This is a genomic window from Paenibacillus phocaeensis, assembly GCF_900021165.1.
Taxonomy (GTDB): Bacteria; Bacillota; Bacilli; order Paenibacillales; family Paenibacillaceae; genus Fontibacillus; species Fontibacillus phocaensis.
The window spans coordinates 71,534-93,268 of sequence record NZ_FCOQ01000009.1; the positions used below are offsets into that span (position 1 = coordinate 71,534).

Annotated in this window: 23 protein-coding genes, 1 pseudogene and 1 riboswitch; of the genes and pseudogenes, 3 read left to right on the forward strand and 21 right to left on the reverse strand. The window is 49.1% G+C overall.

The features are described 5' to 3' along the window. Positions 1 to 43 precede the first annotated feature (43 nt). The 11 genes and pseudogenes from BN3795_RS26230 to BN3795_RS03405 form a co-directional block, all read right to left on the reverse strand. The gene (locus BN3795_RS26230) at positions 44 to 136 is read right to left on the reverse strand and encodes a type II toxin-antitoxin system RelE family toxin (protein WP_110944984.1); all 93 of its coding nucleotides are present in this window, start codon (positions 134 to 136) and stop codon (positions 44 to 46) included. A gap of 160 nt (positions 137 to 296) precedes the next feature. Then, on the reverse strand, positions 297 to 521 hold the full coding sequence (locus tag BN3795_RS03370) for a hypothetical protein (RefSeq protein WP_068783341.1): 225 nt from the start codon (positions 519 to 521) through the stop codon (positions 297 to 299). A 676-nt stretch (positions 522 to 1,197) separates the two neighbouring features. Beyond that, on the reverse strand, positions 1,198 to 1,719 hold the full coding sequence (locus tag BN3795_RS03375) for a YfiT family bacillithiol transferase (RefSeq protein WP_068783342.1): 522 nt from the start codon (positions 1,717 to 1,719) through the stop codon (positions 1,198 to 1,200). A gap of 434 nt (positions 1,720 to 2,153) precedes the next feature. Beyond that, positions 2,154 to 2,249 carry a competence inhibitor ComI gene (gene comI, locus BN3795_RS25805; RefSeq protein WP_229752580.1) on the reverse strand — a complete coding sequence of 32 codons (96 nt, stop codon included), beginning with the start codon at positions 2,247 to 2,249 and terminating at the stop codon, positions 2,154 to 2,156. A 360-nt stretch (positions 2,250 to 2,609) separates the two neighbouring features. Beyond that, positions 2,610 to 2,894, reverse strand: coding sequence for a type II toxin-antitoxin system RelE/ParE family toxin (locus tag BN3795_RS24890; RefSeq protein WP_110944985.1), 285 nt, complete (start codon positions 2,892 to 2,894; stop codon positions 2,610 to 2,612). Next, positions 2,882 to 3,064, reverse strand: coding sequence for a hypothetical protein (locus BN3795_RS03380; protein ID WP_068783343.1), 183 nt, complete (start codon positions 3,062 to 3,064; stop codon positions 2,882 to 2,884). The genes BN3795_RS24890 and BN3795_RS03380 overlap by 13 nt, the downstream gene beginning before the upstream one ends. A gap of 250 nt (positions 3,065 to 3,314) precedes the next feature. Next, positions 3,315 to 4,004, reverse strand: a pseudogene (locus BN3795_RS03385) (IS3 family transposase); the annotation flags it as partial. A gap of 130 nt (positions 4,005 to 4,134) precedes the next feature. After that, positions 4,135 to 4,671, reverse strand: a complete 537-nt coding sequence (locus BN3795_RS03390) for a hypothetical protein (protein ID WP_068783344.1) — start codon at positions 4,669 to 4,671, stop codon at positions 4,135 to 4,137. Between the two features lie 160 nt (positions 4,672 to 4,831). Beyond that, entirely contained in the window at positions 4,832 to 5,329 is a 498-nt protein-coding gene (locus BN3795_RS03395) for a hypothetical protein (protein WP_068783345.1), read from the reverse strand. Positions 5,330 to 5,571: 242 nt separating this feature from the next. After that, entirely contained in the window at positions 5,572 to 6,063 is a 492-nt protein-coding gene (locus tag BN3795_RS03400) for a DUF6756 family protein (protein ID WP_068783346.1), read from the reverse strand. A gap of 254 nt (positions 6,064 to 6,317) precedes the next feature. Continuing rightward, positions 6,318 to 6,590, reverse strand: a complete 273-nt coding sequence (locus tag BN3795_RS03405) for a DUF6809 family protein (protein ID WP_068783347.1) — start codon at positions 6,588 to 6,590, stop codon at positions 6,318 to 6,320. Between the two features lie 107 nt (positions 6,591 to 6,697). Here BN3795_RS03405 and BN3795_RS03410 point away from each other — a divergent pair, with 107 nt between their 5' ends. Further along, the gene (locus tag BN3795_RS03410; RefSeq protein WP_036714644.1) at positions 6,698 to 6,916 is read left to right on the forward strand and encodes a helix-turn-helix domain-containing protein; all 219 of its coding nucleotides are present in this window, start codon (positions 6,698 to 6,700) and stop codon (positions 6,914 to 6,916) included. Positions 6,917 to 7,155: 239 nt separating this feature from the next. On the opposite strand, the gene BN3795_RS03415 is transcribed toward BN3795_RS03410, so the two are convergent. The 6 genes from BN3795_RS03415 to BN3795_RS03435 all read right to left on the reverse strand — a co-directional run bounded on the left by BN3795_RS03415 (position 7,156) and on the right by BN3795_RS03435 (position 12,967). After that, on the reverse strand, positions 7,156 to 7,584 hold the full coding sequence (locus BN3795_RS03415) for a hypothetical protein (RefSeq protein ID WP_068783348.1): 429 nt from the start codon (positions 7,582 to 7,584) through the stop codon (positions 7,156 to 7,158). A gap of 440 nt (positions 7,585 to 8,024) precedes the next feature. Next, complete coding sequence (gene comI, locus BN3795_RS24895; RefSeq protein ID WP_071784179.1) at positions 8,025 to 8,120, reverse strand: competence inhibitor ComI; 96 nt, start codon at positions 8,118 to 8,120, stop codon at positions 8,025 to 8,027. A gap of 268 nt (positions 8,121 to 8,388) precedes the next feature. Further along, positions 8,389 to 9,534 (reverse strand): tyrosine-type recombinase/integrase, encoded by a 1,146-nt coding sequence (locus BN3795_RS03420; protein ID WP_110944987.1) that lies wholly within the window; start codon positions 9,532 to 9,534, stop codon positions 8,389 to 8,391. Between the two features lie 132 nt (positions 9,535 to 9,666). Continuing rightward, a complete protein-coding gene (gene sdhB / locus BN3795_RS03425) occupies positions 9,667 to 10,452 on the reverse strand; it encodes a succinate dehydrogenase iron-sulfur subunit (protein ID WP_198524639.1) in 786 nt (261 codons plus the stop codon). Between the two features lie 12 nt (positions 10,453 to 10,464). Beyond that, positions 10,465 to 12,210 (reverse strand): succinate dehydrogenase flavoprotein subunit, encoded by a 1,746-nt coding sequence (gene sdhA, locus BN3795_RS03430; RefSeq protein ID WP_068783349.1) that lies wholly within the window; start codon positions 12,208 to 12,210, stop codon positions 10,465 to 10,467. Between the two features lie 85 nt (positions 12,211 to 12,295). Beyond that, entirely contained in the window at positions 12,296 to 12,967 is a 672-nt protein-coding gene (locus tag BN3795_RS03435) for a succinate dehydrogenase cytochrome b558 subunit (protein ID WP_068783350.1), read from the reverse strand. A gap of 284 nt (positions 12,968 to 13,251) precedes the next feature. On the opposite strand from BN3795_RS03435, the gene BN3795_RS03440 reads away from it, so the two are divergent. Further along, positions 13,252 to 14,163: a LysR family transcriptional regulator gene (locus BN3795_RS03440; RefSeq protein ID WP_068783351.1), complete on the forward strand. Its 912-nt coding sequence runs from the start codon at positions 13,252 to 13,254 to the stop codon at positions 14,161 to 14,163. A gap of 55 nt (positions 14,164 to 14,218) precedes the next feature. Here the strand turns inward: BN3795_RS03440 and BN3795_RS03445 are convergent, their stop codons facing one another. From BN3795_RS03445 to BN3795_RS03455, 3 genes are read right to left on the reverse strand one after another with little or no spacing between them, the layout of a single operon-like run. Further along, on the reverse strand, positions 14,219 to 15,502 hold the full coding sequence (locus BN3795_RS03445) for an ArsB/NhaD family transporter (protein ID WP_068783352.1): 1,284 nt from the start codon (positions 15,500 to 15,502) through the stop codon (positions 14,219 to 14,221). Positions 15,503 to 15,538: 36 nt separating this feature from the next. After that, positions 15,539 to 16,201, reverse strand: coding sequence for a potassium channel family protein (locus tag BN3795_RS03450; RefSeq protein WP_068783353.1), 663 nt, complete (start codon positions 16,199 to 16,201; stop codon positions 15,539 to 15,541). A 16-nt stretch (positions 16,202 to 16,217) separates the two neighbouring features. After that, the gene (locus BN3795_RS03455) at positions 16,218 to 17,561 is read right to left on the reverse strand and encodes a TrkH family potassium uptake protein (protein WP_068783354.1); all 1,344 of its coding nucleotides are present in this window, start codon (positions 17,559 to 17,561) and stop codon (positions 16,218 to 16,220) included. A 66-nt stretch (positions 17,562 to 17,627) separates the two neighbouring features. Continuing rightward, positions 17,628 to 17,797, reverse strand: a riboswitch (cyclic di-AMP (ydaO/yuaA leader). Positions 17,798 to 18,125: 328 nt separating this feature from the next. On the opposite strand from BN3795_RS03455, the gene BN3795_RS03460 reads away from it, so the two are divergent. Beyond that, the gene (locus tag BN3795_RS03460; RefSeq protein ID WP_068783355.1) at positions 18,126 to 19,862 is read left to right on the forward strand and encodes a CPBP family intramembrane glutamic endopeptidase; all 1,737 of its coding nucleotides are present in this window, start codon (positions 18,126 to 18,128) and stop codon (positions 19,860 to 19,862) included. Here BN3795_RS03460 and uvrC read toward each other — a convergent pair. Then, positions 19,822 to 21,642 (reverse strand): excinuclease ABC subunit UvrC, encoded by a 1,821-nt coding sequence (gene uvrC / locus BN3795_RS03465; protein WP_068783637.1) that lies wholly within the window; start codon positions 21,640 to 21,642, stop codon positions 19,822 to 19,824. The genes BN3795_RS03460 and uvrC overlap by 41 nt on opposite strands. Positions 21,643 to 21,735: the final 93 nt, after the last annotated feature.

The window sequence follows — 21,735 nt, forward strand, 5'->3', positions numbered from 1 at the left end:
TTAAAATAAAAAGAGCCCTAACTTTATTGCTAGGGCTTTGGTGTCATTTATATATGTCTCCTCTAGGTCCTATACGAACTACAAAGATGATTAATTCATTATTAAGAACCTCATAGATTATTCGATAATTTCCCACACGTAATCAATAGACTATCCCTTCTTTACCCTTCATTTCCTTTGTATTCGGATAGTTAAACGGGTCATTAGATAATTCTCCAAGGGATATAAAGATTCTTCCTAAGGTAACTCGGTCTATTTTCCTAAGGTTCTTTTCAGCTTCACTTGAAAATGTGACTTTATATTTCAAGTTCACGTTTTAAATCCTCCAAGGATTTAGTCTGACCATTTTGATATTCAATACGCCCCTGTTCTATCGCTTGAATATCTTCAGGTGTCAGACAGTCATCATCTTCATCAAGCTGTTTTTCAAGTAACCATGATAAAAAGCTCTTTGCGACAACCTTATTTTTCTCATTTAAATTGCTTAATATGGTTTCCAGTTCATCATTCGGGACACTCATCAACTGTACCCCCTTTATTATTCATTCTTATTATACCTCAATATATAAGGACGCTCCATACATAGCTTTTTCACTACTCGATGTATTAGCCTTCATTTATCCGCTCTTACGCCAATTTCTTATAACGTTGTTGTACTCACGAACCCTCACTGGCTTAAGGGGCACCTGCCCCGGGTCCGACGGATTTAGCCAGTACAGGGTTGTCTGCTGATTAAGCTTCTCTGAAAACCTTCTTGCAGACCTAGGGCCGAATGGCCCGCCGCGTGAATACTGTGTTATGGGATGTTGACGACTCCCCTGAGTTACATAGAAATCAGTATTCATAAATTCTTCTTGTTGGCTTTTCTAATAATTCCATTAATATGGAAACAAATAGCACCCCTCCACTATAAGACTCTGCTTGTTCTCTATACTAGTCATAATAATTCCTTTAATAATAGGCTATAAAATTTATCTCCAATAACCTCATTACGATCCAATGGTGTAAACCCACAATCACTAATCCCCCTATAAAGCCCCAGCCTTAGATAGCTTTTATCTTAGGCTGGGGCGTTTGTTGGCTGAACTACCTCCACGATGATCATCTGACAACCAAGCAGCCGTTAGGCTCCGCCGCGTGAATGCATTGTTATACGCAGTTTCTGCCATCCTGAGTTACAATAGAAATCTTTAAGCCCTACCATCCTTCTCTTGATATTAAAGATTGAATCTGTGAAATGTGATGTCTGTCATGCCATAAATATCTTTGCACTGCTGTTTCAAGGCTCATATTTCCATAGGCCACACTATTCATTTCTCGTTTATAGTCCAGAGGCTCCAGGTTGCGGAGCAATGTGAGAAATCGCGAATAAATCGATTCAATTAGTTTGAGAGATATTTCAACCGGCAGATTGTAATCTTCCAGTTCAGCCCATTTGTCTTGAGTATAAGATGGTATTACTGGGCACTCCTCGGTCAATGTTCTCTTGAATCGAAAATATGCATTCATGTTATTGTCCGCGATGTGGTGAATAATCTGTCTAATCGTCCATCCATCTTGCCTGTACGGCGTATCTAATTGTTTATCATCAAGACCATCCACACTGTTCCTTAACAGTGATGGCATTTTTTCTATCTCCAGAATCAAAGATTTTATGTAATCTATATCAGGGTTTAGATGTTCTTTAAATGGACCTATGGGATAACGAATACTATCCATAACTTGACCTCCCTTGAATTTGCAGAAATTGCGTATAACGTTCTTGTGTTCACGAACCCTCACTGGCTTAAGGGGCGCTAGCCCCGGGCCCGATGGACTTAGCCAGTGCAGGGTTGTCTGCTGATACCGCTTCTCTGAAAATCCTCTTTCAGACCAAGGGACCGTTAGGTCTCGCCGCGTGAATACGGTGTTATAGGATGTTCCAGCCATCTTCGCGTTGCTTCATAATTCCCTTATAAGGTTAGTTGGATTTTATTCAGGTTTTTATTCAGGTTTTGCAATCAGAGTTTTCATTGCCTTTTTGATATGGTATCATTTATATAAGAAAACCGAGTGCTGTGAACACTCGGCTATACAATTGGCTTGGATGGTTTATTCCCTTCAAGTTCCAGGTAATAAAAACCCACCTCTGGCGCTAACCTTTGGGTGGGTTTTTACTTTCTCTTGTTGTTGGAATTAATGTATGTTAAGAGGGCAAGGATAAACGTTCCGAAAAGGAACATGATTGTCAATGCATCTTTAACCTCCATGGCTTCACCTCCTTTTGAAGGGAAACCATGCCCACCCAAGATTCAATTGTACTTTCTCATTCTACCACATATACCCATTCATTAATAGAATGTTTGTTCGTGTTTTATGTTTGTATACAGTTTGCCGGAATTTCCTATAACGTTCTTGTATTCACGAAACGACCCAGCCTTAGATAGCTCTTATCTTAGGCTGGGTCGTTTGTTGTCTGAGCTTCTTCCATGATTTATACATCTGGACAACCAGGGGCGATAGCCCCGATGCGTGAATACGGTGTTATACGAAGCATGCTTGACCAACCTAAAAAAAACAAAAAAACATCATCGATCTCACTTAGGAAGTCATGATGTTCTATAACCTTTTCATTTATGAAGTCTTCTAGTTTGATGTAATACTGTTAATACTTCTATTCCATCTGTACTGATTCTGTATATAATTCGATAGTTCTTATACAACTTTTCTCGGATCCTATGCTCTTTATATTCTGGCACTTTTCTACCCGCCAATGGAAATTCAGTGATGTCTACTGTTGCGGTTATCAATTGCCTAATGAAATCCCCTGCATTTTCTTCCGAATCCTGTTTTATATATTCATGTATAATTTCTAGATCATTTAATGATCTAGGCGACCATGTTAATTTAGCCATTTAGAGATTTTCTCCATCGCTTCATTATGTGGTATGCCTTGCCCTTCGTTTAGTTCATTTAAACCTTCTTCGATCTTCGCCCGAACATATAGTTTATAAAGGATGTCCTCCATCGTTGCATCTTCCGGCAATTCCTGTATAAGTTTAATCACTTTACCCTTAATGCTCATATCCTTCACCTCGCGCGTTTCTGTATTATCTACAGTATAAACCACAACCAAAAATGTGTGTTATTATTTATGGGTTTAAATATTGGTTTTTATAAGTTAGCCTCCAATGTTTCGTATAACGGTTCCGCATCTACGACGCGACCCGGCCTTAGATAGCTATTATCTTAGGCCGGGTCGTGTGTTGTCTGAATATTCTTTGGAGTTGTCAAAAAAAGTGCAGTTTGAAAACACACTCATGAGAACCCCATGATTAAGCTGCCTGTGACAGCATTCTTTCGCGATAAATAGTTGGGGGCCAGCCCCCTGGATTAGAGGTGTAGACCCTCTGTCTGTTGTAATAGACCATGATGTATCGGAAGATGACCGATTTAATATAGGCCATCGGGTATTGCTCGGTTTTGATCTTATATAGCTTTTCTTTCTTTAGCGTAGCAAAGAAGCTTTCCATTCTTGCGTTGTCATAGCAGCGCCCTGTGCCGCTCATGCTTTGAACGACATCTCGTTTAGCCAGACACGCTCGGAATGCCTGGCTCGTGAATTGGCTGCCCCGGTCGCTGTGATAAATCATTCCACGAGCATTTCTGGCCTTGCAGGCGTTCTCAAAAGCTTGGATGCAGAGTTCCTTGCGCATGTTGTCATCCATGGCCAGACCCACGATCTCCCCATTGAAACAGTCCAATACGGCGGACACATACAGCTTACCGTCTAAACAAGGTACTTCTGTGATATCCGATAGCCACTTCTGGTTGGGGGCTGAGGCGCTGAAGTCTCTCTGGATCAGGTTCTCGCTCTTTTGAGCTGTAGCATCCTCACGTGTAATGCCGTTTGGATGACGCCTCACTTTCTTCAGCAGACCGTGCTTCTTCATGATGCGATAGACGGTGCTGTAGCTGGTCACGATCTCTTTTTGCGCTAGAGCCAGCATAATCCGCTGGGCACCGTAATTGCTGTTGTCTTCGGGTGTGTCCCCTGAATATGCTTCTCCGAAATGCCTCTAGGGGACCGAGGGGCCGCAAGGCACCGATGCGTGAATGCGGTGTTAACTGAAGTTACTGCCTTCTTTGAAATACCTACATGGTGTTCTTACTTTTTTGATTTTTATTATACTTTTTCTTTAATTTTCGATAATATTTTATATTTTCTGTAGAAAGCTCAATATTTGCCACATTTCTAATAGTTTTTTCGGTAGCACTTATACCTGATACATTTCTAATTAATACCTTTGTTTCTTTAAATTTTGATCTGAATTCGTCTAATAGCACTTGCCTCTGATCATCAAAAAGTAAGTCATCAAAACCAATAAGAGTCATCATGCAATGTGCAATAATTTCTTCATCAATATAGATGTAGTTGGTGTCCATATAATCAGAAATCTTGAAAACAACTTCAGTCCAACTTTCAGTAACAAGATCTTTGTCATCAATTTCCTCAAGTGAAAATGAAAGTTTTTCAGCCTCAAGAAAAAGTTGGTACAAATTTTCGAATATCTGAAGTCTTCTTAGGAAAATTTCTTTTGTGAATATTTCGATTCTGCTTTTACGTCTGAAAAACTCACCAATAAATATTCCGATTAATACTCCTGCAAGTCCAAAGATAGCGGGTAACATTAATGCACCTCTTTATTTTATTGTGTTTGCAGTAATTTCAGTTAACGTTCCTGTATTCACGACTCGACGCATGTCGAGTATCCGGCGAATGCCGGATCAAGGGCGTATGCCCGCCGCGTGAATATTATGTTATAGGATGGGAACATCCTCTCTGAATTACCTATAAATCCTCTTTAATGTTTAACCTTTGTTTTTCAAAGCCCTCGTATTTAGGCCTATATTTTAAATGCAAAAAGGCTTCAATTAAATTCAAAACAAATATCCCCAACGTAGCATCTATTAAAAAATCTATTCTTCTTGTATTGGTTTTAATCCATTCTTTAATCGTCGTTACATCAAGATTTAATTCTATTAATTTAGGATCGGCCAATAGTGACTTGGCTAAATTACTTTGAGAACTTTTAGGGTCGTAATGTTGACTGTTGAATCTCGCATTACTGCTAGGGCCAGCTTTACCTATCTTCAAAAATCTGTCTTGGTAGATAAAAGAGTATATAGCCATTCTGTCTTTAGGTAATGTTGAAGTTTTGTGAGGTACTCCTCGATCTAAGATCATAATTTGATTTTCATTAATTTCAGTTCCTGTTGATTTAATAATCTGAATTAACTGTTCTTTTAGTTCGTGCAAATTTTGTTCTTCCAATATTGTTTTATACATGATCGTTCTGTTCCTTTCCTATAACGTTTGTGCATTCACGAATCCTCACCACCTTAAGGGGAACCGGGAGGCTTAGATAGCTCTTATCTTAGCCTCCCGGTTCTCCGACCGCGATGCGGTTAGGTGGTGCAGGGTTGTCCGCTGAATCAGCTGCTTTAGGAATCGCTTCTTGCGGACCGAGGGGCTTTAGCCCCGATGCGTGAATGCTATGTTATATGAAGTACGAGCCAGCTTGTTAGCTTTCACATAATAATCTTACCAGTGTTTTTTTCTACAAATGTCTTCATTCGATCAATGATTTCCTTTCCATGAAGATGAATAATTTCATGATGATCTTCACATAAAAGCCATTGGAACTTCTTAGATATTAGAAAGTATTCATTCAAATGACATAACTCAGGAATCACTCGAAAAATGGTATCTCTCGTACCTTCATAGAGCCACATCTTGTCATATAGATCTTCCACAATGAACCAGATATTCTCATCTTCAATAAGATCTTTAATATATTTAAATGGTCGGTCAACGAATCTCGCAGTGAATTTAGGTTCTTTAAGCCTATTCCATCCCCAATGTAATCCATGTGTATAATGAGCCTTAACTAAGAATCGCTCTTCTACATTCCTTAAAATATCCTTCCATTGATCTTTCCTAACTTCGAAGAGCCCTTCTCGATTTAATTCCAGAGTCTTGATAACTTCCTCAATTTCAAATCGAACCGACAAGGAATTCATGTATATAGCTCCTTAGATTATTTTTTATCCTTTTGCTTGTATTTCATATAACGTTCTTGCATTCACGAAACGCCCCAGCCTTAGATAGCTTTTATCTTAGGCTGGGGCGTTTGTTATCTGAGCTTCTTCCATGATTATACATCTGATAACCAAGGGGCGAAAGCCCCGATGCGTGAATACGGTGTTAACTGAAGTCAACGACTTCCTCGAGCTACTTTACTCTCTAATATATCATCCGTCTTAAAAATTCTTCTTTATTTTCCATCAGCATAAGCCTCCGTTACAATTTGAACACCCATTTTGAAACCATAGATGAAGACTTCGGTTGAATATATCGAAGAAGACCTTCCCAACAGATCATATATTTTTTCAAGAAGCTCCACCTCATCCTCCGTCAGGCTTGTTATTAACTTCTCCTTGAAGCTTGAAATTTCGCTATTCAACAATTTATACTCTGGATTCTTTGGTATAATCTTTTCTTCTGGTCTAATTTCTCCAAAATACAATTGCTCTAATAAGCTACTCATCCCACATTCCCTCCATTGTATTTCTCATAAGAGCATTTTAGCGATTTTATCGCTAAAACTCAATAGCGAATTACTCGCTAGAGTATTTTTATGTTGGAGGTGTTTGTATGTACCCAAGAATTAGAAGCTTGCGAGAAGATAAGGATTTAACTCAATCTCAAATTGCGGCATATCTCAACTGCAGTCAACGTATATACAGTAATTATGAACGCGGTGAAGTTGATATTCCAACCGCCATACTCATTAAACTTGCCGACTTCCACCAAACCAGCACCGATTATCTTCTTAATAGAACTAACATTAAACAAGCTTATCCCAAAGATTGAAGAAGATTTTGGGGGTTCTTATTTCACTATTGTTGATTTCAGTTAACGTTCCCGTATTCACGACGTCCCACCGACTTAAGGCTCCGCCAGGAGCCGGCCGCGATGCGGTTAGTCGGTGCGGATGTGTCCGCCAAGAAACGGATCGGCGTTTAGCTCGATCCGTTTCTTGGCGGACCGAGGGCCGAATGGCCCGATGCGTGAATGCTGTGTTATGTGATGTCGACGACTTCCTCGAATAGCTAGATCCCTAGAACAGAAACATAATCTTGTGTTTTCAATTGCTCCTTAATCCATGTTACAAACTCTATTATTAATTCACGAAGTCTCTGAACATTATTATCAAAGTCTTGACGAAACTCTTCTTCAGAACTGCCGAAGACGAAATACACATGTTCTTTGAGTAACTCAATAGTTACATTCTCATCAAGGAGATTAACAAGCGTATTCAATCTCTCAAGGATCACCAGCCAGGTATCCCGATGTATTTCGTTAAATGCGTAATGATCATATCCAGAGAATATATTTTCTAATGATTTCTCTAAATAGCCAAATACTTCTTCATCAAAGAAAATTGAGTTTTCATTCCAGCACTGTCCAAGGTACTTTCCGGGTAAAACTTCAATATAACAAGTTCCTTCAAGTTCTTTCATATCTCTTATTAACTTCATTGACTCCACCCTCGTTAAACAATCTTGTCGATTTCATATAACGTTCTTGTATTCACGAACCCTCGCTGGCTTAAGGCAGCGAAAGCTGCCGGGTCCGACGGACTTAGCCAGTGCAGGGTTGTCTGCTGATTTAACTTCCTCGAAAATCCTCATGCAGACCAAGGGCCGTATGGCCCGCAGCGTGAATACTGTGTTATAGGATGTTCCGGCCCTCTTCGAAATACTTATAAAATCTCCTTTGAAAGGGTTATAATCTTTAATCAGGTCTTTCATTCAGTTTTTTTATTACGGGTTTTCATCGTCTTGTAGATATGGTATCATTTGTATAAGAAAACCGAGTGCGGCTAACACTCGGCTATACAATTGGCTTGGATGGTTTATTCCCTTCTAAGCTACAGGTAATAAAACCCACCGTCGGCGGTCAACCTATGGGTGGGTTTTTACTTTCTCTTGTTGTTATTCCCGATGTATGTTAAAAGTGCAAGGATAAACATTCCAAACAGGAACATAATCTGAATTGCATCTTTAACTTCCATGGCCTCACCTCCTTTCGAAGGGAAACCATGCCCACCCAAGATTCAATTGTACTCCCTTATTCTACCACACATAGCTAGTTCTCGATAGAATGTTTGTTCGGGTTTTATGGTTTATATCTTGTTTGCCGGAATTTCCTATAACTCCCCTATCTCTGCACTTCACCAATCTCATCTTGACCCGAGGATTTGCGCACTCGTTCACACACCCTTAATTATACCTCCATTTCTTGATTATGTAATTTCAAATCTACGCCCCAGTTGGAAGATGCTACTCCCCCTTCTGATCACGTACAATACGGTCAAGCGGACTCTGAATCCGTTTCAGATTTTTGGTGCTGACATGGGTGTAGCGTTCGGTGGTAGAGGGATTAGCGTGGCCCAGAAGCTCCTGGATATAACGGAGATCGGTGCCGTTCTCGAGCAAATGGGTTGCGAAGGAATGCCGCAGGACATGGATGCCCGCCTGCTTCTGGACGCCGGAGGTTTCTAAGGCTTCCTTAAAGACCTTTTGTAAGGAGCGTTCATGCAAGTGGCTCCCCGGATACTGCCCCGGAAACAACCACATGGAGGAAGGGAGTCGCTCCGCATCTACATATTTTCGGATCATCTCCCAGGCCGTTTGAGACAGCGGTGTGTGTCTATCCTTTTTGCCCTTTCCTTGCCGGACTCGAAGGATGCCGCGTTCCGGGTCGATATCCGTGATTTTCAGCCGGACAACTTCGCTCACCCTCAGCCCTGAAGCATAAGCCAGATACAGCATCGTGCGGTGCTTTAAATTAGCCGGTGCTTGGATCACGCGAAGCACTTCCTCCTCCGAGAGGACATAGGGCAGCTTTTTCTCTTTTTTCGGTCGAATATAGCTGGTTTGTTCAGAGGGTTGTTTGAATACCTCGGCGGCAAGAAACCGCAGGGCACTGATGGCTTGATTCACATAAGCAGGGGAATGTCCCTGCTCAAGCAACTGCAACGCATATTGTTGGGCATGGGCCGAGTCGATCGTCATGGATTTGGAAAAATCCTCGTCCTTCCGGGCTCCTGAACCTCCCATCTCCGAGAGATCCGCTTGGCTCTGCAAAAATCGCCGGACATGCCCTCGGTAGGCCTTGCTCGTTTTGAGGCTATATCCCTTCAGTTTGAGCGCCGTGTTTAGCTTCTGTTCCAGGGCTTGAATGAATGGTTCGTCGTTGGATAGCTTTGACGACACGGCAAGCCCGTTCACTCGAATCTCCACTCCCGGAAAGCATTCGGCGAATTGCCGTAGCTTCTCCTCCGTGCAAGGAAAACGCCAGAATTTTCGGTCGGGATCCCACTTTCCTCCCCCAACCGCACGCAGTTTGGCTAACTCCTCCCTCGAAAAATTCGCAAGTTTCACGGAGATCTGATCGTTCTCAATCCGGTGAATTTGAATGTTCATCCCTAGTCCCTCCTTCTATTCCATTTATTCGCCGCCCGGTAAAAATAAAAAAAGAGACAGCCCCTCGGGGTCTGTCTCCGATTCTTTCGGATGAACGGTGAACCGTTATTCGGTCAACGGTATGGCCCTATATTACTGCGTGAACCACGTTTTGAACATATGCTTCGTGGTCGCTTTGTTCATTTCGGCGATGGAGGTGGTCAGCGGGATGCCTTTCGGGCAGGCGCGCACGCAGTTTTGCGAGTTGCCGCAGCCTTCGATGCCGCCATCTTCCATCAGCGCTTCCAGACGCTCATCGGCGTTCATCTCCCCCGTGGGATGCGCGTTGAACAAGCGCACTTGGGAAATGGCCGCCGGACCGATGAAGTCCGTCTTCTCGTTCACGTTCGGGCAAGCCTCCAGGCAGACGCCGCAGGTCATGCACTTGGACAGCTCATACGCCCATTGACGTTTCTTCTCCGGCATGCGCGGGCCGGGCCCGAGGTCGTACGTGCCGTCGATCGGAATCCATGCTTTTACCCGCTTCAGCGCATTGAACATCCGGCTGCGGTCGATTACCAGATCGCGTACGACCGGGAAGGTCCGCATCGGCTCCACGCGGATCGGCTGCTCCAGATTGTCGATCAAGGCCGCGCAAGCTTGGCGCGGTTTGCCGTTGATCACCATCGAGCAGGCGCCGCACACTTCCTCCAGACAGTTGGACTCCCAGCAGACCGGGGAGGTAGACTCCCCCTTCTCGTTCACCGGGTTCCGCTGGATCTCCATCAAAGCGCTGATGACGTTCATGCCGGGGCGATAGTCGAGCTCGAATTCCTCCGTATACGGTTTCGAGTTCGGATCATCCTGGCGCGTAATGATAAATTTGACTTTTTTGGCCGTGAATTTCTTGGCCGATACATCCGTTTCCGCCATTGCCATGGGTATCCCCTCCTATTTGTCCTTCGAGTAGTCGCGAATCCGCGGCGGGATCAAGGAGACGTCGACCGGTTCGTACGAAATTTGCGGGCCGTCCGGCGTCCACGATGCTTTGGTTGTCTTGAGGAATTCCTCGTCGTTCCGCTCCGGGAACTCCGGTTTATAATGCGCGCCCCGGCTTTCGTTGCGCAGCAGCGCCCCCAGCGTCATCGCTTCAGCCAGCTCCAGCATGTTCCACAGCTGGCGGGTGAACGCCGCTCCCGTATTGTTCCAGCGGGACGTATCGTTAATGTTGATGTTTTTATAGCGTTGTTTCAGTTCCTTGATTTTGCCGATCGTCGCTTCCAATCGATCATTATGGCGTACGACCGTCATGTTGGCGGTCATCCATTCACCCAGCTCTTTATGGATAACATAAGCGTTCTCCGTACCGCTCATCGCCAGGATACCTTCGTATTTCTCCTCCTGCGCCTTGCGATAGCTATCAAAAATCCCCGAACCGAGGTCTTCCGTCGATTTCTTCAGGCCGCGGAGATATTCCACCGCTTTAGGTCCGGCCACCATGCCGCCGTAAATGGCCGAGACGAGCGAGTTGGCGCCAAGGCGGTTGGCCCCGTGATACTGGTATTCGCATTCGCCCGCCGCAAACAGGCCGGGAATATTCGTCATCTGGTTATAATCGACCCACATGCCGCCCATCGAATAATGGACCGCCGGGAAAATCTTCATCGGAATTTTGCGCGGATCATCGCCCATGAATTTCTCATAAATTTCGATGATGCCGCCGAGCTTCACGTCCAGCTCCTTCGGATCCTTGTGGGACAGATCGAGATACACCATGTTCTCGCCGTTAATGCCCAGCTTCAAGTCCACGCACACATGGAAAATCTCCCGCGTTGCGATATCTCGCGGCACAAGGTTGCCGTATGCCGGATACTTCTCTTCGAGGAAGTACCACGGTTTGCCGTCCTTGTATGTCCAGATCCGTCCGCCTTCCCCGCGTGCCGATTCCGACATCAGCCGCAGCTTGTCGTCACCCGGAATCGCCGTCGGGTGAATCTGAATGAATTCGCCGTTCGCGTACGTCACGCCTTGCTGGTACACTGCGCTGGCCGCCGTCCCTGTGTTAATGACCGAGTTCGTCGTTTTGCCGAAAATAATCCCCGGGCCTCCGGTCGCCAAAATCACCGCATCGGAAGGGAACGTGGTGATTTCCATCGAGCGCAGGTTCTGCGCGGTAATGCCGCGGCAGACGCCTTCATCGTCCAATACAACGGAGAGGAACTCCCAGTTCTCGTATTTCGTAACCAGTCCGGCGGCTTCGTGGCGGCGCACCTGCTCATCCAGCGCGTACAGCAGCTGCTGTCCGGTCGTCGCTCCGGCAAACGCCGTGCGGTGATGCTTCGTCCCGCCGAACCGGCGGAAATCAAGCAATCCCTCCGGCGTGCGGTTAAACATCACGCCCATCCGGTCCATCAGGTGAATGATGCCCGGTGCCGCTTCGCACATCGCCTTCACCGGAGGCTGGTTGGCCAGGAAGTCCCCGCCGTATACCGTATCGTCAAAATGCTCCCAAGGGGAGTCGCCTTCCCCTTTCGTATTGACGGCCCCGTTAATGCCGCCTTGCGCGCACACCGAGTGAGAACGTTTCACCGGTACGAGCGAAAACAGCTGCACCGGGACGCCCGCTTCGGCCGATTTGATCGTAGCCATCAGTCCGGCCAGGCCGCCGCCAACGACGATTAAGCTTTGTTTAGCCATTCGATTTCAACTCCCAAAAGTTTTGTATGCCTTACCTCATCTACGAACACAGGCCTGCTTCGCAGGCATTTGTATCATTTAAGCATTAAGCCACCCAAGCCTTTGCCGTCTCCAACAAGGCCGCGCCTTCTGCCTGGAACTCCGCGCCGCGGAACGCGATCAGCGACCACACGAACATGACCGCTACGATCACGAACAAGCTCATGCAAATATAAGAAGATACGCGCTGCGCCCGCGGGCCCACCGTCACGCCCCAGCTGACGAGGAACGACCACAACCCGTTCGTGAAGTGGAACGCCGCCGACACGACCCCGATCAGATACAATACGAAGAAGATCGGATTGCTGACGATATCGTGCATCAAGCCGCCCAATTCCTCATGCGTCACATTGCCAAGCGCCACCTGTACGCGGGTTTCCACCACATGCCAAATGACGAAGACGAATGCGATCACCCCAGTGATCCGCTGCAGCAAATAACGCAGATTCCGTTCGGTCGGGAACCGCCCGTTGTTCGGCTTCGCCTGAAACGCGATATACATACCGTAAACCCCGTGATACAACAGCGGCAGCCAAATCCCGAAAAGCTCCAAAGCCAAAACGAGCGGCAGGCTATTCAGAAATGCCACGGCCTCCTTGAACCCTTCGCTCCCCCCCTCGACCGCCGAGAAGTTGGTGATCATGTGCTCGATCAGGAAAAAACCCAGCGGAATGACGCCCAGCAGCGAGTGCAGTTTTCTGGAATAAAACCCTTTCATAAGTGCGTGTACCCCTTTCTCAATCCATCATCCGTTTCAACTTGCGCAAAATCATTCAAATATCGACCTCACCAGGTGCGGACGTTGTATATGATAAATACCACACCAAAGCCAGTAAACCCCCGTTGTGCAAAAGGTAACATGTGAACAACTTGTGTCACTTTTCATGTTACTCCTTTTTATCTTATAATGGAATTGCAATTAATTTATTAATCATTATAACGAATTCACATATGCAAACCTGTCGAAACCTGTCATTCACCTAGAAAAAGGAGGTCAGCCCCATGCTGGAAGAGTTGCTGGTATTCACCACCGTCGTGGAGCAATCCAGTTTGAACAAGGCATCAAAGCTGCTGAACCTGTCCCAGCCGGCCCTTTCGCGCAAGATCGCCAAATTGGAGGAAGAGTGGGGGGTCTCCCTGTTTCATCGCCGAGGCAAAAGGCTTGAGCTCACCCGCGTTGGCCAGGAGGCTTACCAATACGCGCTGGAGCAGCGGCAACGCCATCAGAACTTCCTGCAGGCCGTGTCGCGCTTCAAGGCCGCAGAGCGCCGCATCGTGACGCTGGGCGCCAGCCTGACGACGATCCAGACCACGCTCCCGCCGCTCGTCACCGCGCTGATGGAGAAGTTCCCGGATATTGAATTAAAGCTCGTCACCGGCAAAACCCATGAAATCGTCTCTTATGTCCGCGATAAGAAAGTAGATATCGGTGTTGTCGCCTCCATGGTGACCGAGACCGGCCTCAAGTGCCTGCCGCTGTTTAAGGACCACCTGGAGCTGGTCGTCCCCAAAGGGCACGAGCTGGCCGCCGCCGGGCAGAAGCGCCGCCTCGTGATGGACGATCTGAACGGACGGTCGATGATCGTCTTCTCCAAGGGGACCTGGTACCGCCGGCTGATCGACGACCTGTTCGGCCGTTACAGCATCCTGCCCGACATCCGCATGGAGATCGATTCATTTGAGGCAATCGTGCGCCTCCTGCCGATATGCAAAGCGGCCGCCCTGCTGCCCAAATCATACCTGCGCATGCCGCTCTTGCGGGATAACGGCCTCCTCACCGTGCCGATCCCCGAGCTGGCGCAGACGCGCCGCGAGACCTGCCTGGTCTATGGCGATAAATCGGAGCTGTCCAGCGAAACGAAGGAATGGATCTCGCAAATCCGCGAAACCCTTGTGAAGGAACTTCCGCTTTAACCACCAAAAAAGCTGCTGCCCCGCCAGGCCGTAACCTGGAAGAGCGGCAGCTCTTCTATAGAATAAAATAGCGCAGATAGACGTACACACTGGAGATCAGAATCGTGACTCCCATCAGCGGCAGCCCGTATTTCAAATACTGGAGGAAGCGGATCGGCTCTCCCTCCTTGGCGGACATCCCCGCGCCGATCAGGTTGGCGCTGGCCCCGATCAAGGTTCCGTTCCCGCCCAGGCAGGCTCCCAGCGCCAGGCTCCACCACAGCGGCTCCAACTGGGAAATCCCCATCTGCCCCATATCCTGAATCATCGGAATCATCGTCGCCACCAGCGGAATGTTGTCGATAAAGGCGGAGGCAACAGCGCTCAGCCACAAGATCAACACCGAGGTGGTTAACGGATCGCCTCCGGTTAAGCGCATTACCTCTTCGGCCACTTTGGTGATGATCCCCGTTTCAACCAAACCGCCAACCAATACGAATAACCCTACGAAGAAGAAGATGGTGGGCCACTCCACCGAGCGGAAGGCTCGCTCCATCGCGGATTCCCCGGTCATGACCAGCAGCAGGAATGCGCCGGCCAACGCAAGGGTCGCCGTCTCCAGATGGAGGTACTGGTGCAGGAAAAATCCGAGCAAGGTCACCCCCAAGGCGATCAGGCACTTGGTAAGCAAGCGTGTGTCCGTAATCAACCCCTTGAGGCTGATCTCCATAAGGTTGTGTTGATGGGCCACCCCCTGCTTCAGCTCCTTGCGAAAAATCACGGTCACCAGCGGCAAAATCACCGCCAGAATCAATAGGACGACGGGGGCCAAATTTTCCAAGAAGGCCATGAAGGTCAGTTCCTTCACGGCGCTGCCGATCATAATATTGGGAGGATCCCCGATTAAAGTCGCGGTCCCGCCGATATTGGTCGCCATAATCATGGAGAAGAGATAAGGGAATACGCGCACCCTCAACCGGCGTGTGATGCTGAATGCCACGGGAACCATCAGGATGATCGTCGTCACGTTATCCAAGAATGCCGAACCCACCGCAGTGATCAACGCCAGCAGCCAGAGCAGGGTGATCGGATTGCCTTTGGCCCGCTTGGCGGTCCAGAGGCCGATATAAGAGAACAGTCCGGTTTCGGCTGTCGTATTGACGATGATCATCATGCCGATCAACAATCCCAGCGTGTTGAAGTCAATATGGTGGATCGCGCGTTCCTGATCCAGAATGCCCAGCATGATCATCAAAGCGGCGCCGGCCATCGCCAGCAGCGTCCGATGTATTTTTTCAGAAATAATGAGTGCGTAGGTTAGTAAGAAAATGCCCAATGCCCAAATCGCTTGTTGTCCCATGGTCCTCTCCCGTCCAATGCCACAACCGTTTCTCGTTTATTGGTTGAGTATCGTCTCGAATTGCTCGATATTTTTTTTCGCTCCAATAATCACCATGATATCGCCTGCGGTCAGTTGATCCATGGCGGTTGGCGCCACCAGCACGCCACCTTCGCGATGGATCGCCACGATGCTGCAGCCGAACCGCGCCCTCGGATTCAAATCGCCCAGGCTTTTATTGTTCAAGCAAGCGGGCACGTTCATTTCCACGATGCTGTATTCCTTCGATAACTCGATATAATCCAGCAGATTGGGAGTCACCAGTTGATGAGCCACCCGAATCCCCATATCTCGTTCGGGATAGATGACCCGGTCAACCCCAAGCTTCTCCAAAGCCCGGCCGTGCAGGACCGAGATCGCCTTGGCCACCACCGTTTTGATGCCTAGATCCTTGAGCAGAATAGCCGCCAAAATGCTCATTTGGATATCGGTGCCGATCGCCACGATCCCGCAATCGAAGTTGCGGACGCCCAGCGACTTCAGCACTTCCTCCTCCGTTGCATCCGCGACGACGGCATGCGTCAGATGGTCGCTCATTTCCTCGACGAGCTCTTCATTCCGGTCGATCCCCAGAACCTCGTAGCCCAGATCCATCAGTTCCAAGGCCAAGCTGGACCCGAAACGCCCCAGACCGATGACTACAAACTGCTGTGTTTTCATAAACGATAATTTCCCCTTATCCAATAATGATTTTGCCCTCTGGGTGACGATACAGCTCTTTTCCTTTCTTCGGGCCAAGCGCGTAAGCAAGCGTCAGCAGTCCAAGCCGACCGGCGAACATGGTGAAGCTGATAATAATTTTGCCGATCACCGTTAGTTTCCCCGTCAATCCCATCGACAAGCCAACCGTCCCGAAAGCCGAAGTCGTTTCGAATAAAATTGACAGAAAACTGGCATCCTCCGTGGTAGAAAGCACCATCGCCACTGCTATGACAAGGAATAACGCGAGAAACGTAATCGTCAGCGCCTTGAAGATCCGCTCCTCGGCCATCCGGTATCGGAACAGGACAAGGTCGGTGCGTCCGCGGATCATCGAGATGACCGCCCCGACCAGAATGGTAAGAGTCGTCGTTTTGATCCCGCCCCCTGTCGAGCCCGGGGAGGCCCCGATAAACATCAGGATGATCATGAAGAATTGCGTTGCCTGCCGCAGCGCCCCGATGTCCAGCGTGTTGGCTCCTGCCGTACGCGGCGTCACCGATTGGAAAAACGTTCCCCAGATCTTGCCGCTCCAACCGAGCGAACCCAGCGTTCGCGAGTTCGTGAACTCGAAGATGAAGATGACGATCGCCCCAACCACGATCAGCGCGGAGGTCATCGATAACACCACCTTCGAATGCAGCGACAGCTTCCGCCGCTTCCAAAATTCGAACACATCCGACAACACGATAAATCCAAGCCCGCCGGAGACGATCAGAAACATCGCCACAAAGTTGACGATCGGGTCGCCCACATAATTCGTTAAGCTTTGATATTCGCCAAACAGGTCAAACCCCGCATTATTGAACATCGATACCGCGTGCCAAATTCCGAAATAGAACGCCCGGCCAAACGGCATATCGAAAGCCCAGCGAATCGTGAACAGCAGCGCCGCGCTGGATTCGATGATCAGTGAATACAATAGCACCTTACGGATTAACCGTACGATCCCCTCAACGGAGTTCTGGTTCATCGCCTCTTGGAGGAGGAGACGGTCCTTCAGCGATATTTTTCGTTTCAGAACAAGGGAGAACAAGGTTGCCACGGTCATGAACCCAAGGCCCCCAACCTGGATGAGCAGGATGATCACAACTTGCCCGAAGGTGGAAAAATAAGTCCCCGTATCAACCACGATCAGCCCCGTCACGCAGGTTGCCGAAGTCGCCGTGAACAGCGCGTCAACAAATGGCAAGGTTTCCCCGGTCGCACTGGAAATCGGCAGCATGAGCAGCAGTGCGCCCAGAAAAATGATCAGCGCAAACCCGATGACCAATATCTGCGGCGGAGAAAGGCTAAGTTTCTTGAATTGCAACGCGTTCACCTCATCCTAGTTATGAAAAAAGTACAAAAGAAAAAAGCACTGGAAATCCAATGCCTTTCGGTGTTTGGCTCCTGTTGCACGGGCCTACGAGGTTAGCTGACGGATTCGGGCATGCCAGTTGCCCTATTCGCAGACGCTTCGCCGCACTCCTCACCGGCGGTGTGAAGCTCTGTGAAATTCACCCCAAAATATACGGTTCCCCCGTTTTCATCAACGAAATTCGGCCGATCTTCTTTTCAGTTGTTTTCATTCATTTTTCGTCAAATGGATTATATCCCTTATTGTCTCCCGCCACAAAGCTCTATTTTCAGGAAAAAGAGCAAAAAAGGACGATTTGGAGGAGTGGCAGGATAAACTTCGCCCCAAATCTGATCGATGCGAAGGCATGCCGGAGTTCTTGCCGTTTCTCGTCAATTTTGCCCCGTGTCTGGCATAGGGGGAGCAGCTGTGTTATCTTTACTTTGATGTACTTGAGGTCAAATCATACCTCATCTACCGTAAAGCGAACGTATTTTATCGTTAAATTTACCAAATGACAAAGGAGTTTTGCGAGTGAGTTCCTCTATGACACCAACCGACCGCCGCAGAATGAAGACAAAAAACCTGTGGCTGCTGGCCGCGATCGGATTCATCGTGTTCATCGCCGTTCAATTGTTCCCCACCACCGACTCGGAGTCGCTGCAGCTGCAGCAAGCGGATGAGGTCATCAGCAAACCGGAAGCGGCGGCGAGTGCAGCTGAATTCGCTCAATCCGTATTGGAGTTGGACCTCTCCGAACAACAGAAGGATCAGGCTTTAATTACATACGAAACGCGTTCCGATTTGTTTGGCTACTTGACCAAAGCGGATCTGCTGGCTCCCTACTTAAAAACCTACGAAAAGCAGTTTCCCTATGATGTATTTCGGGTTCGTTACACCGATCCTGCTGAGACGTTAAGCGCCGTGACGATCGATGTCCACATGACGACCGGCCAAGTCATCGGCTTCGAGGAGATTGCCTCCTCCAGCAACGCGAACAAGCAGATGATGCTTGATCTGGGATCGGAAACCCTCGATTCCATGAAAGCCTGGGAAGGCGATTTGACTTTAGCCGAGAAGGAACAGCTGGCGTCGCCTTACCTGAGCGCCTTTGGATTTAAAGCCGGCGAATTAGAGCTCGCCTCCGGCGATGGGGATGTCGGCTTGCAATACCGGATCAAAGGCTACACCTTGGGCGAATCCCAAGCGCACCTCAAGCTTAGCTTTGAGTATGGGGCCGTGTCCTCATTCGAACGCTATTTCAGCGTGCCGCAGGCGCATTTGGACTACGTGGCCGGGCAGACGAAACTTGCCAATTGGCTCACCTACGCCGGTTACGCCTTGTTGACGTTCGTGCTGGCGATTCTTGCCATCGTCTACAGCGCGGTGACGCGGGCACATACGTCGTTTAAGCGCGGGATTTTCCTGGCCTCGGTCTACTTCGTATTATCCACGGTAGGGACGATCAATATGATGCCGGTGTTCCAAAAAGACGGCCTCGAATCCGGCGTGCTCATCTTCGGCTTCTTCTTCCAGGGTCTCGTGACGTTGTTCCTCGCCGCTTCCGTGTACTTCTCGCTGGTCGGCGGCGACGGGCTGTGGCGGAAGAACGGCATCAACCTGTGGCCGCGTTCGCGGGAGGAAGGGTACGGGCGATACGTGCTCACCTCGATGGCTGACGGTTATGCCTGGGCGCTGATCCTGCTGGGCGTCCAATCCGTCGTCTTCTTCATTCTGGAGCGAACGATCCATACCTGGTCGACAACCGATGCTACGCAATCGCCGTACAACATGGTCTATCCGTTGCTGCTCCCGCTGCTGGCCTGGGTTGCCGGGATCGGGGAAGAAGCGGTTTATCGCTTGTTCGGGATCCCGATGCTGAAGAAAATGTTCCGCAGCACCTTCATCGCCAGCCTGCTCTCGACCTTGATCTGGGCGTTCGGACATACGTTGTATCCGATCTATCCGGTCATATCGCGCCCGATCGAACTAACCTTCATCGGACTGCTGTTCAGCTTCGTATTCCTGCGTTACGGCTTCGCCGCCGTCGTCTTCTCGCACGTCATCTTCGACAGCATCCTGATGTCGCTGAGCCTGATGTTTATGGGCGGAGCGCTGAACATCAGCGCCGGAATTTTCTACATCGCCCTGCCGGCGATCGTCGCTTATGTGATTTACCTGTTCAACCCGCCAAGCAAGGAACGGAAGCACCCGCCGATGCAGCGAAAAGAGGTGCCGTATGTTACGACTCCTCTGGCGGATCCTCGTCCCGAAGGGCATTGATAATTTCGCGGGCTAGTTTTTCCCCGATAGAAAGAGGCCGGAAGTCTTCGACGGAGGCCTCTTTTATTTTTTTCAGCGAGCCAAAATGCTTCAGCAGCGCCTTCCGGCGCTTCTCCCCAATCCCGGGAATCGCATCCAGCCGCGAGGTGACCATCGATTTGGCCCGCTGCTCGCGGTGGAAGGAAATGGCGAAGCGGTGCACCTCGTCCTGAATCCGCTGCAGCAGGTAGAACTCCTGGCTGTCGCGCGGCAGGTACACCGGCTCCGGCGGATCAAACGCCATGAGCTGTGCCGTCTTGTGCTTGGCATCCTTAACCAGGCCGCACACCGGGATAAACAAGCCCAGCTCGTTCTCAAGGACGTCGGTCGCCGCGGAAATCTGTCCTTTCCCCCCGTCGACCACGATCAGGTCGGGACGCGGCAGATTCTCCTTCAGCACCCGCTCATAGCGGCGGCGGATCACCTCGCGCATCGTCTCGTAATCGTCCGGGCCTTGCACGGTTTTCACTTTATATTTGCGGTATTCCTTCTTGGCGGGCTTGCCGTCGATGAATACGACCATCGCCGAGACCGGGTTCGTCCCCTGGATGTTGGAGTTATCGAACGCTTCGATCCGCGACACCGACTCCAGGCCAATTGCCTTGCCGAGGTTCTCGGCGGCCTTCGACGTCCGCTCCTCATCCCGTTCAATCAGACGGAACTTCTCGTCCAGCGAGACGCGCGCGTTCTCCTCGGCCATCTTGGTCATCTGACGCTTCAAGCCGCGCTGCGGCACCAGCGTCTTCACGCCCAGCCACTCCTGCAAGGCCGTTGGGGCATCGATCGCAGCCTGGTCGTCGTCCTGGTCCTCCGGCTTCTCCGGCAGCAGAATCTCCTGCGGCAATGCCGGATTTTCACTGTAATACTGCGTCACATAGGACATAAAATCCCCATAGGCATCCCCATAGAACGGAAATACCGAAGCGTGCCGCTCGATCATTTTCCCCTGGCGCATGTACAGGATCTGCACACACATCCAGCCCTTGTCCACCGCATAACCAAACACGTCGCGGTCCTTCGCGTCGTTCACCGTAATCTTCTGCTTCTCCATCAGCGCATCGATATTGATGATTTGGTCGCGCAGCTCCTTGGCCCGCTCGAATTGCAATTCCTCAGCCGCCTCGTGCATTTTGCGCTGCAGTTCTTTCTTGATCTCTTCATGGCCGCCGCTAAGGAACGAGGTGATCTCCTGGATCATCGTCTCGTACGTCTCCTTCGCCACATCCTGCACACAGGGAGCCAGGCATTGGCCGATATGATAATACAAGCACACTTCCTTCGGCATCACATTGCATTTGCGCAGCGGATACATCCGATCAAGCAGCTTCTTTGTCTGCTGAGCCGCGAAGGCGTTCGGATACGGGCCGAAATATTTCGCTTTATCTTTAAGCACCCGCCGGGTGACCTCCAGCCGGGGATGCGGTTCATTTGTGATTTTAATATAAGGAAACGTCTTGTCGTCCTTGAGCAGGATATTAAATCGCGGATGATGTTCCTTGATCAGGTTGCACTCCAGAATGAGCGCTTCCATGTTGCTTGCGGTGACGATATATTCGAAGTCGCGGATCTCGGACACCAGCAGTTGGGTTTTCCCGTCATGGCTGCCTGTAAAATAGGAACGAACCCGGTTCTTCAGTACCTTGGCTTTCCCGACGTAAATGATCATGCCATCCTTGTTCTTCATCAGGTAGCAACCCGGCGAATCCGGCAGCAGCGCCAGCTTATGCTGAATTCGCTCCATTGCTTTCTCATAACTTAACGTTTCATTAGTGGGTGCGTCCAAGCTTCCTCCTCCTTTCTCCTCTCTAGGTTAACGCAGAAAACGCCCCCGGCC

Excerpts from the sequence above, each read along its gene's own strand:
- BN3795_RS03370 (WP_068783341.1), bottom strand. The coding sequence starts at position 521 with ATGAGTGTCCCGAATGATGAACTGGAAACCATATTAAGCAATTTAAAT.
- BN3795_RS03375 (WP_068783342.1), bottom strand. The coding sequence starts at position 1,719 with ATGGATAGTATTCGTTATCCCATAGGTCCATTTAAAGAACATCTAAAC.
- comI (WP_229752580.1), bottom strand. The coding sequence starts at position 2,249 with ATGGAGGTTAAAGATGCATTGACAATCATGTTCCTTTTCGGAACGTTT.
- BN3795_RS24890 (WP_110944985.1), bottom strand. The coding sequence starts at position 2,894 with ATGGCTAAATTAACATGGTCGCCTAGATCATTAAATGATCTAGAAATT.
- BN3795_RS03380 (WP_068783343.1), bottom strand. The coding sequence starts at position 3,064 with ATGAGCATTAAGGGTAAAGTGATTAAACTTATACAGGAATTGCCGGAA.
- BN3795_RS03390 (WP_068783344.1), bottom strand. The coding sequence starts at position 4,671 with ATGTTACCCGCTATCTTTGGACTTGCAGGAGTATTAATCGGAATATTT.
- BN3795_RS03395 (WP_068783345.1), bottom strand. The coding sequence starts at position 5,329 with ATGTATAAAACAATATTGGAAGAACAAAATTTGCACGAACTAAAAGAA.
- BN3795_RS03400 (WP_068783346.1), bottom strand. The coding sequence starts at position 6,063 with ATGAATTCCTTGTCGGTTCGATTTGAAATTGAGGAAGTTATCAAGACT.
- BN3795_RS03405 (WP_068783347.1), bottom strand. The coding sequence starts at position 6,590 with ATGAGTAGCTTATTAGAGCAATTGTATTTTGGAGAAATTAGACCAGAA.
- BN3795_RS03410 (WP_036714644.1), top strand. The coding sequence starts at position 6,698 with ATGTACCCAAGAATTAGAAGCTTGCGAGAAGATAAGGATTTAACTCAA.
- BN3795_RS03415 (WP_068783348.1), bottom strand. The coding sequence starts at position 7,584 with ATGAAGTTAATAAGAGATATGAAAGAACTTGAAGGAACTTGTTATATT.
- comI (WP_071784179.1), bottom strand. The coding sequence starts at position 8,120 with ATGGAAGTTAAAGATGCAATTCAGATTATGTTCCTGTTTGGAATGTTT.
- BN3795_RS03420 (WP_110944987.1), bottom strand. The coding sequence starts at position 9,534 with ATGAACATTCAAATTCACCGGATTGAGAACGATCAGATCTCCGTGAAA.
- sdhB (WP_198524639.1), bottom strand. The coding sequence starts at position 10,452 with ATGGCAATGGCGGAAACGGATGTATCGGCCAAGAAATTCACGGCCAAA.
- sdhA (WP_068783349.1), bottom strand. The coding sequence starts at position 12,210 with ATGGCTAAACAAAGCTTAATCGTCGTTGGCGGCGGCCTGGCCGGACTG.
- BN3795_RS03435 (WP_068783350.1), bottom strand. The coding sequence starts at position 12,967 with ATGAAAGGGTTTTATTCCAGAAAACTGCACTCGCTGCTGGGCGTCATT.
- BN3795_RS03440 (WP_068783351.1), top strand. The coding sequence starts at position 13,252 with ATGCTGGAAGAGTTGCTGGTATTCACCACCGTCGTGGAGCAATCCAGT.
- BN3795_RS03445 (WP_068783352.1), bottom strand. The coding sequence starts at position 15,502 with ATGGGACAACAAGCGATTTGGGCATTGGGCATTTTCTTACTAACCTAC.
- BN3795_RS03450 (WP_068783353.1), bottom strand. The coding sequence starts at position 16,201 with ATGAAAACACAGCAGTTTGTAGTCATCGGTCTGGGGCGTTTCGGGTCC.
- BN3795_RS03460 (WP_068783355.1), top strand. The coding sequence starts at position 18,126 with ATGACACCAACCGACCGCCGCAGAATGAAGACAAAAAACCTGTGGCTG.
- uvrC (WP_068783637.1), bottom strand. The coding sequence starts at position 21,642 with ATGGAGCGAATTCAGCATAAGCTGGCGCTGCTGCCGGATTCGCCGGGT.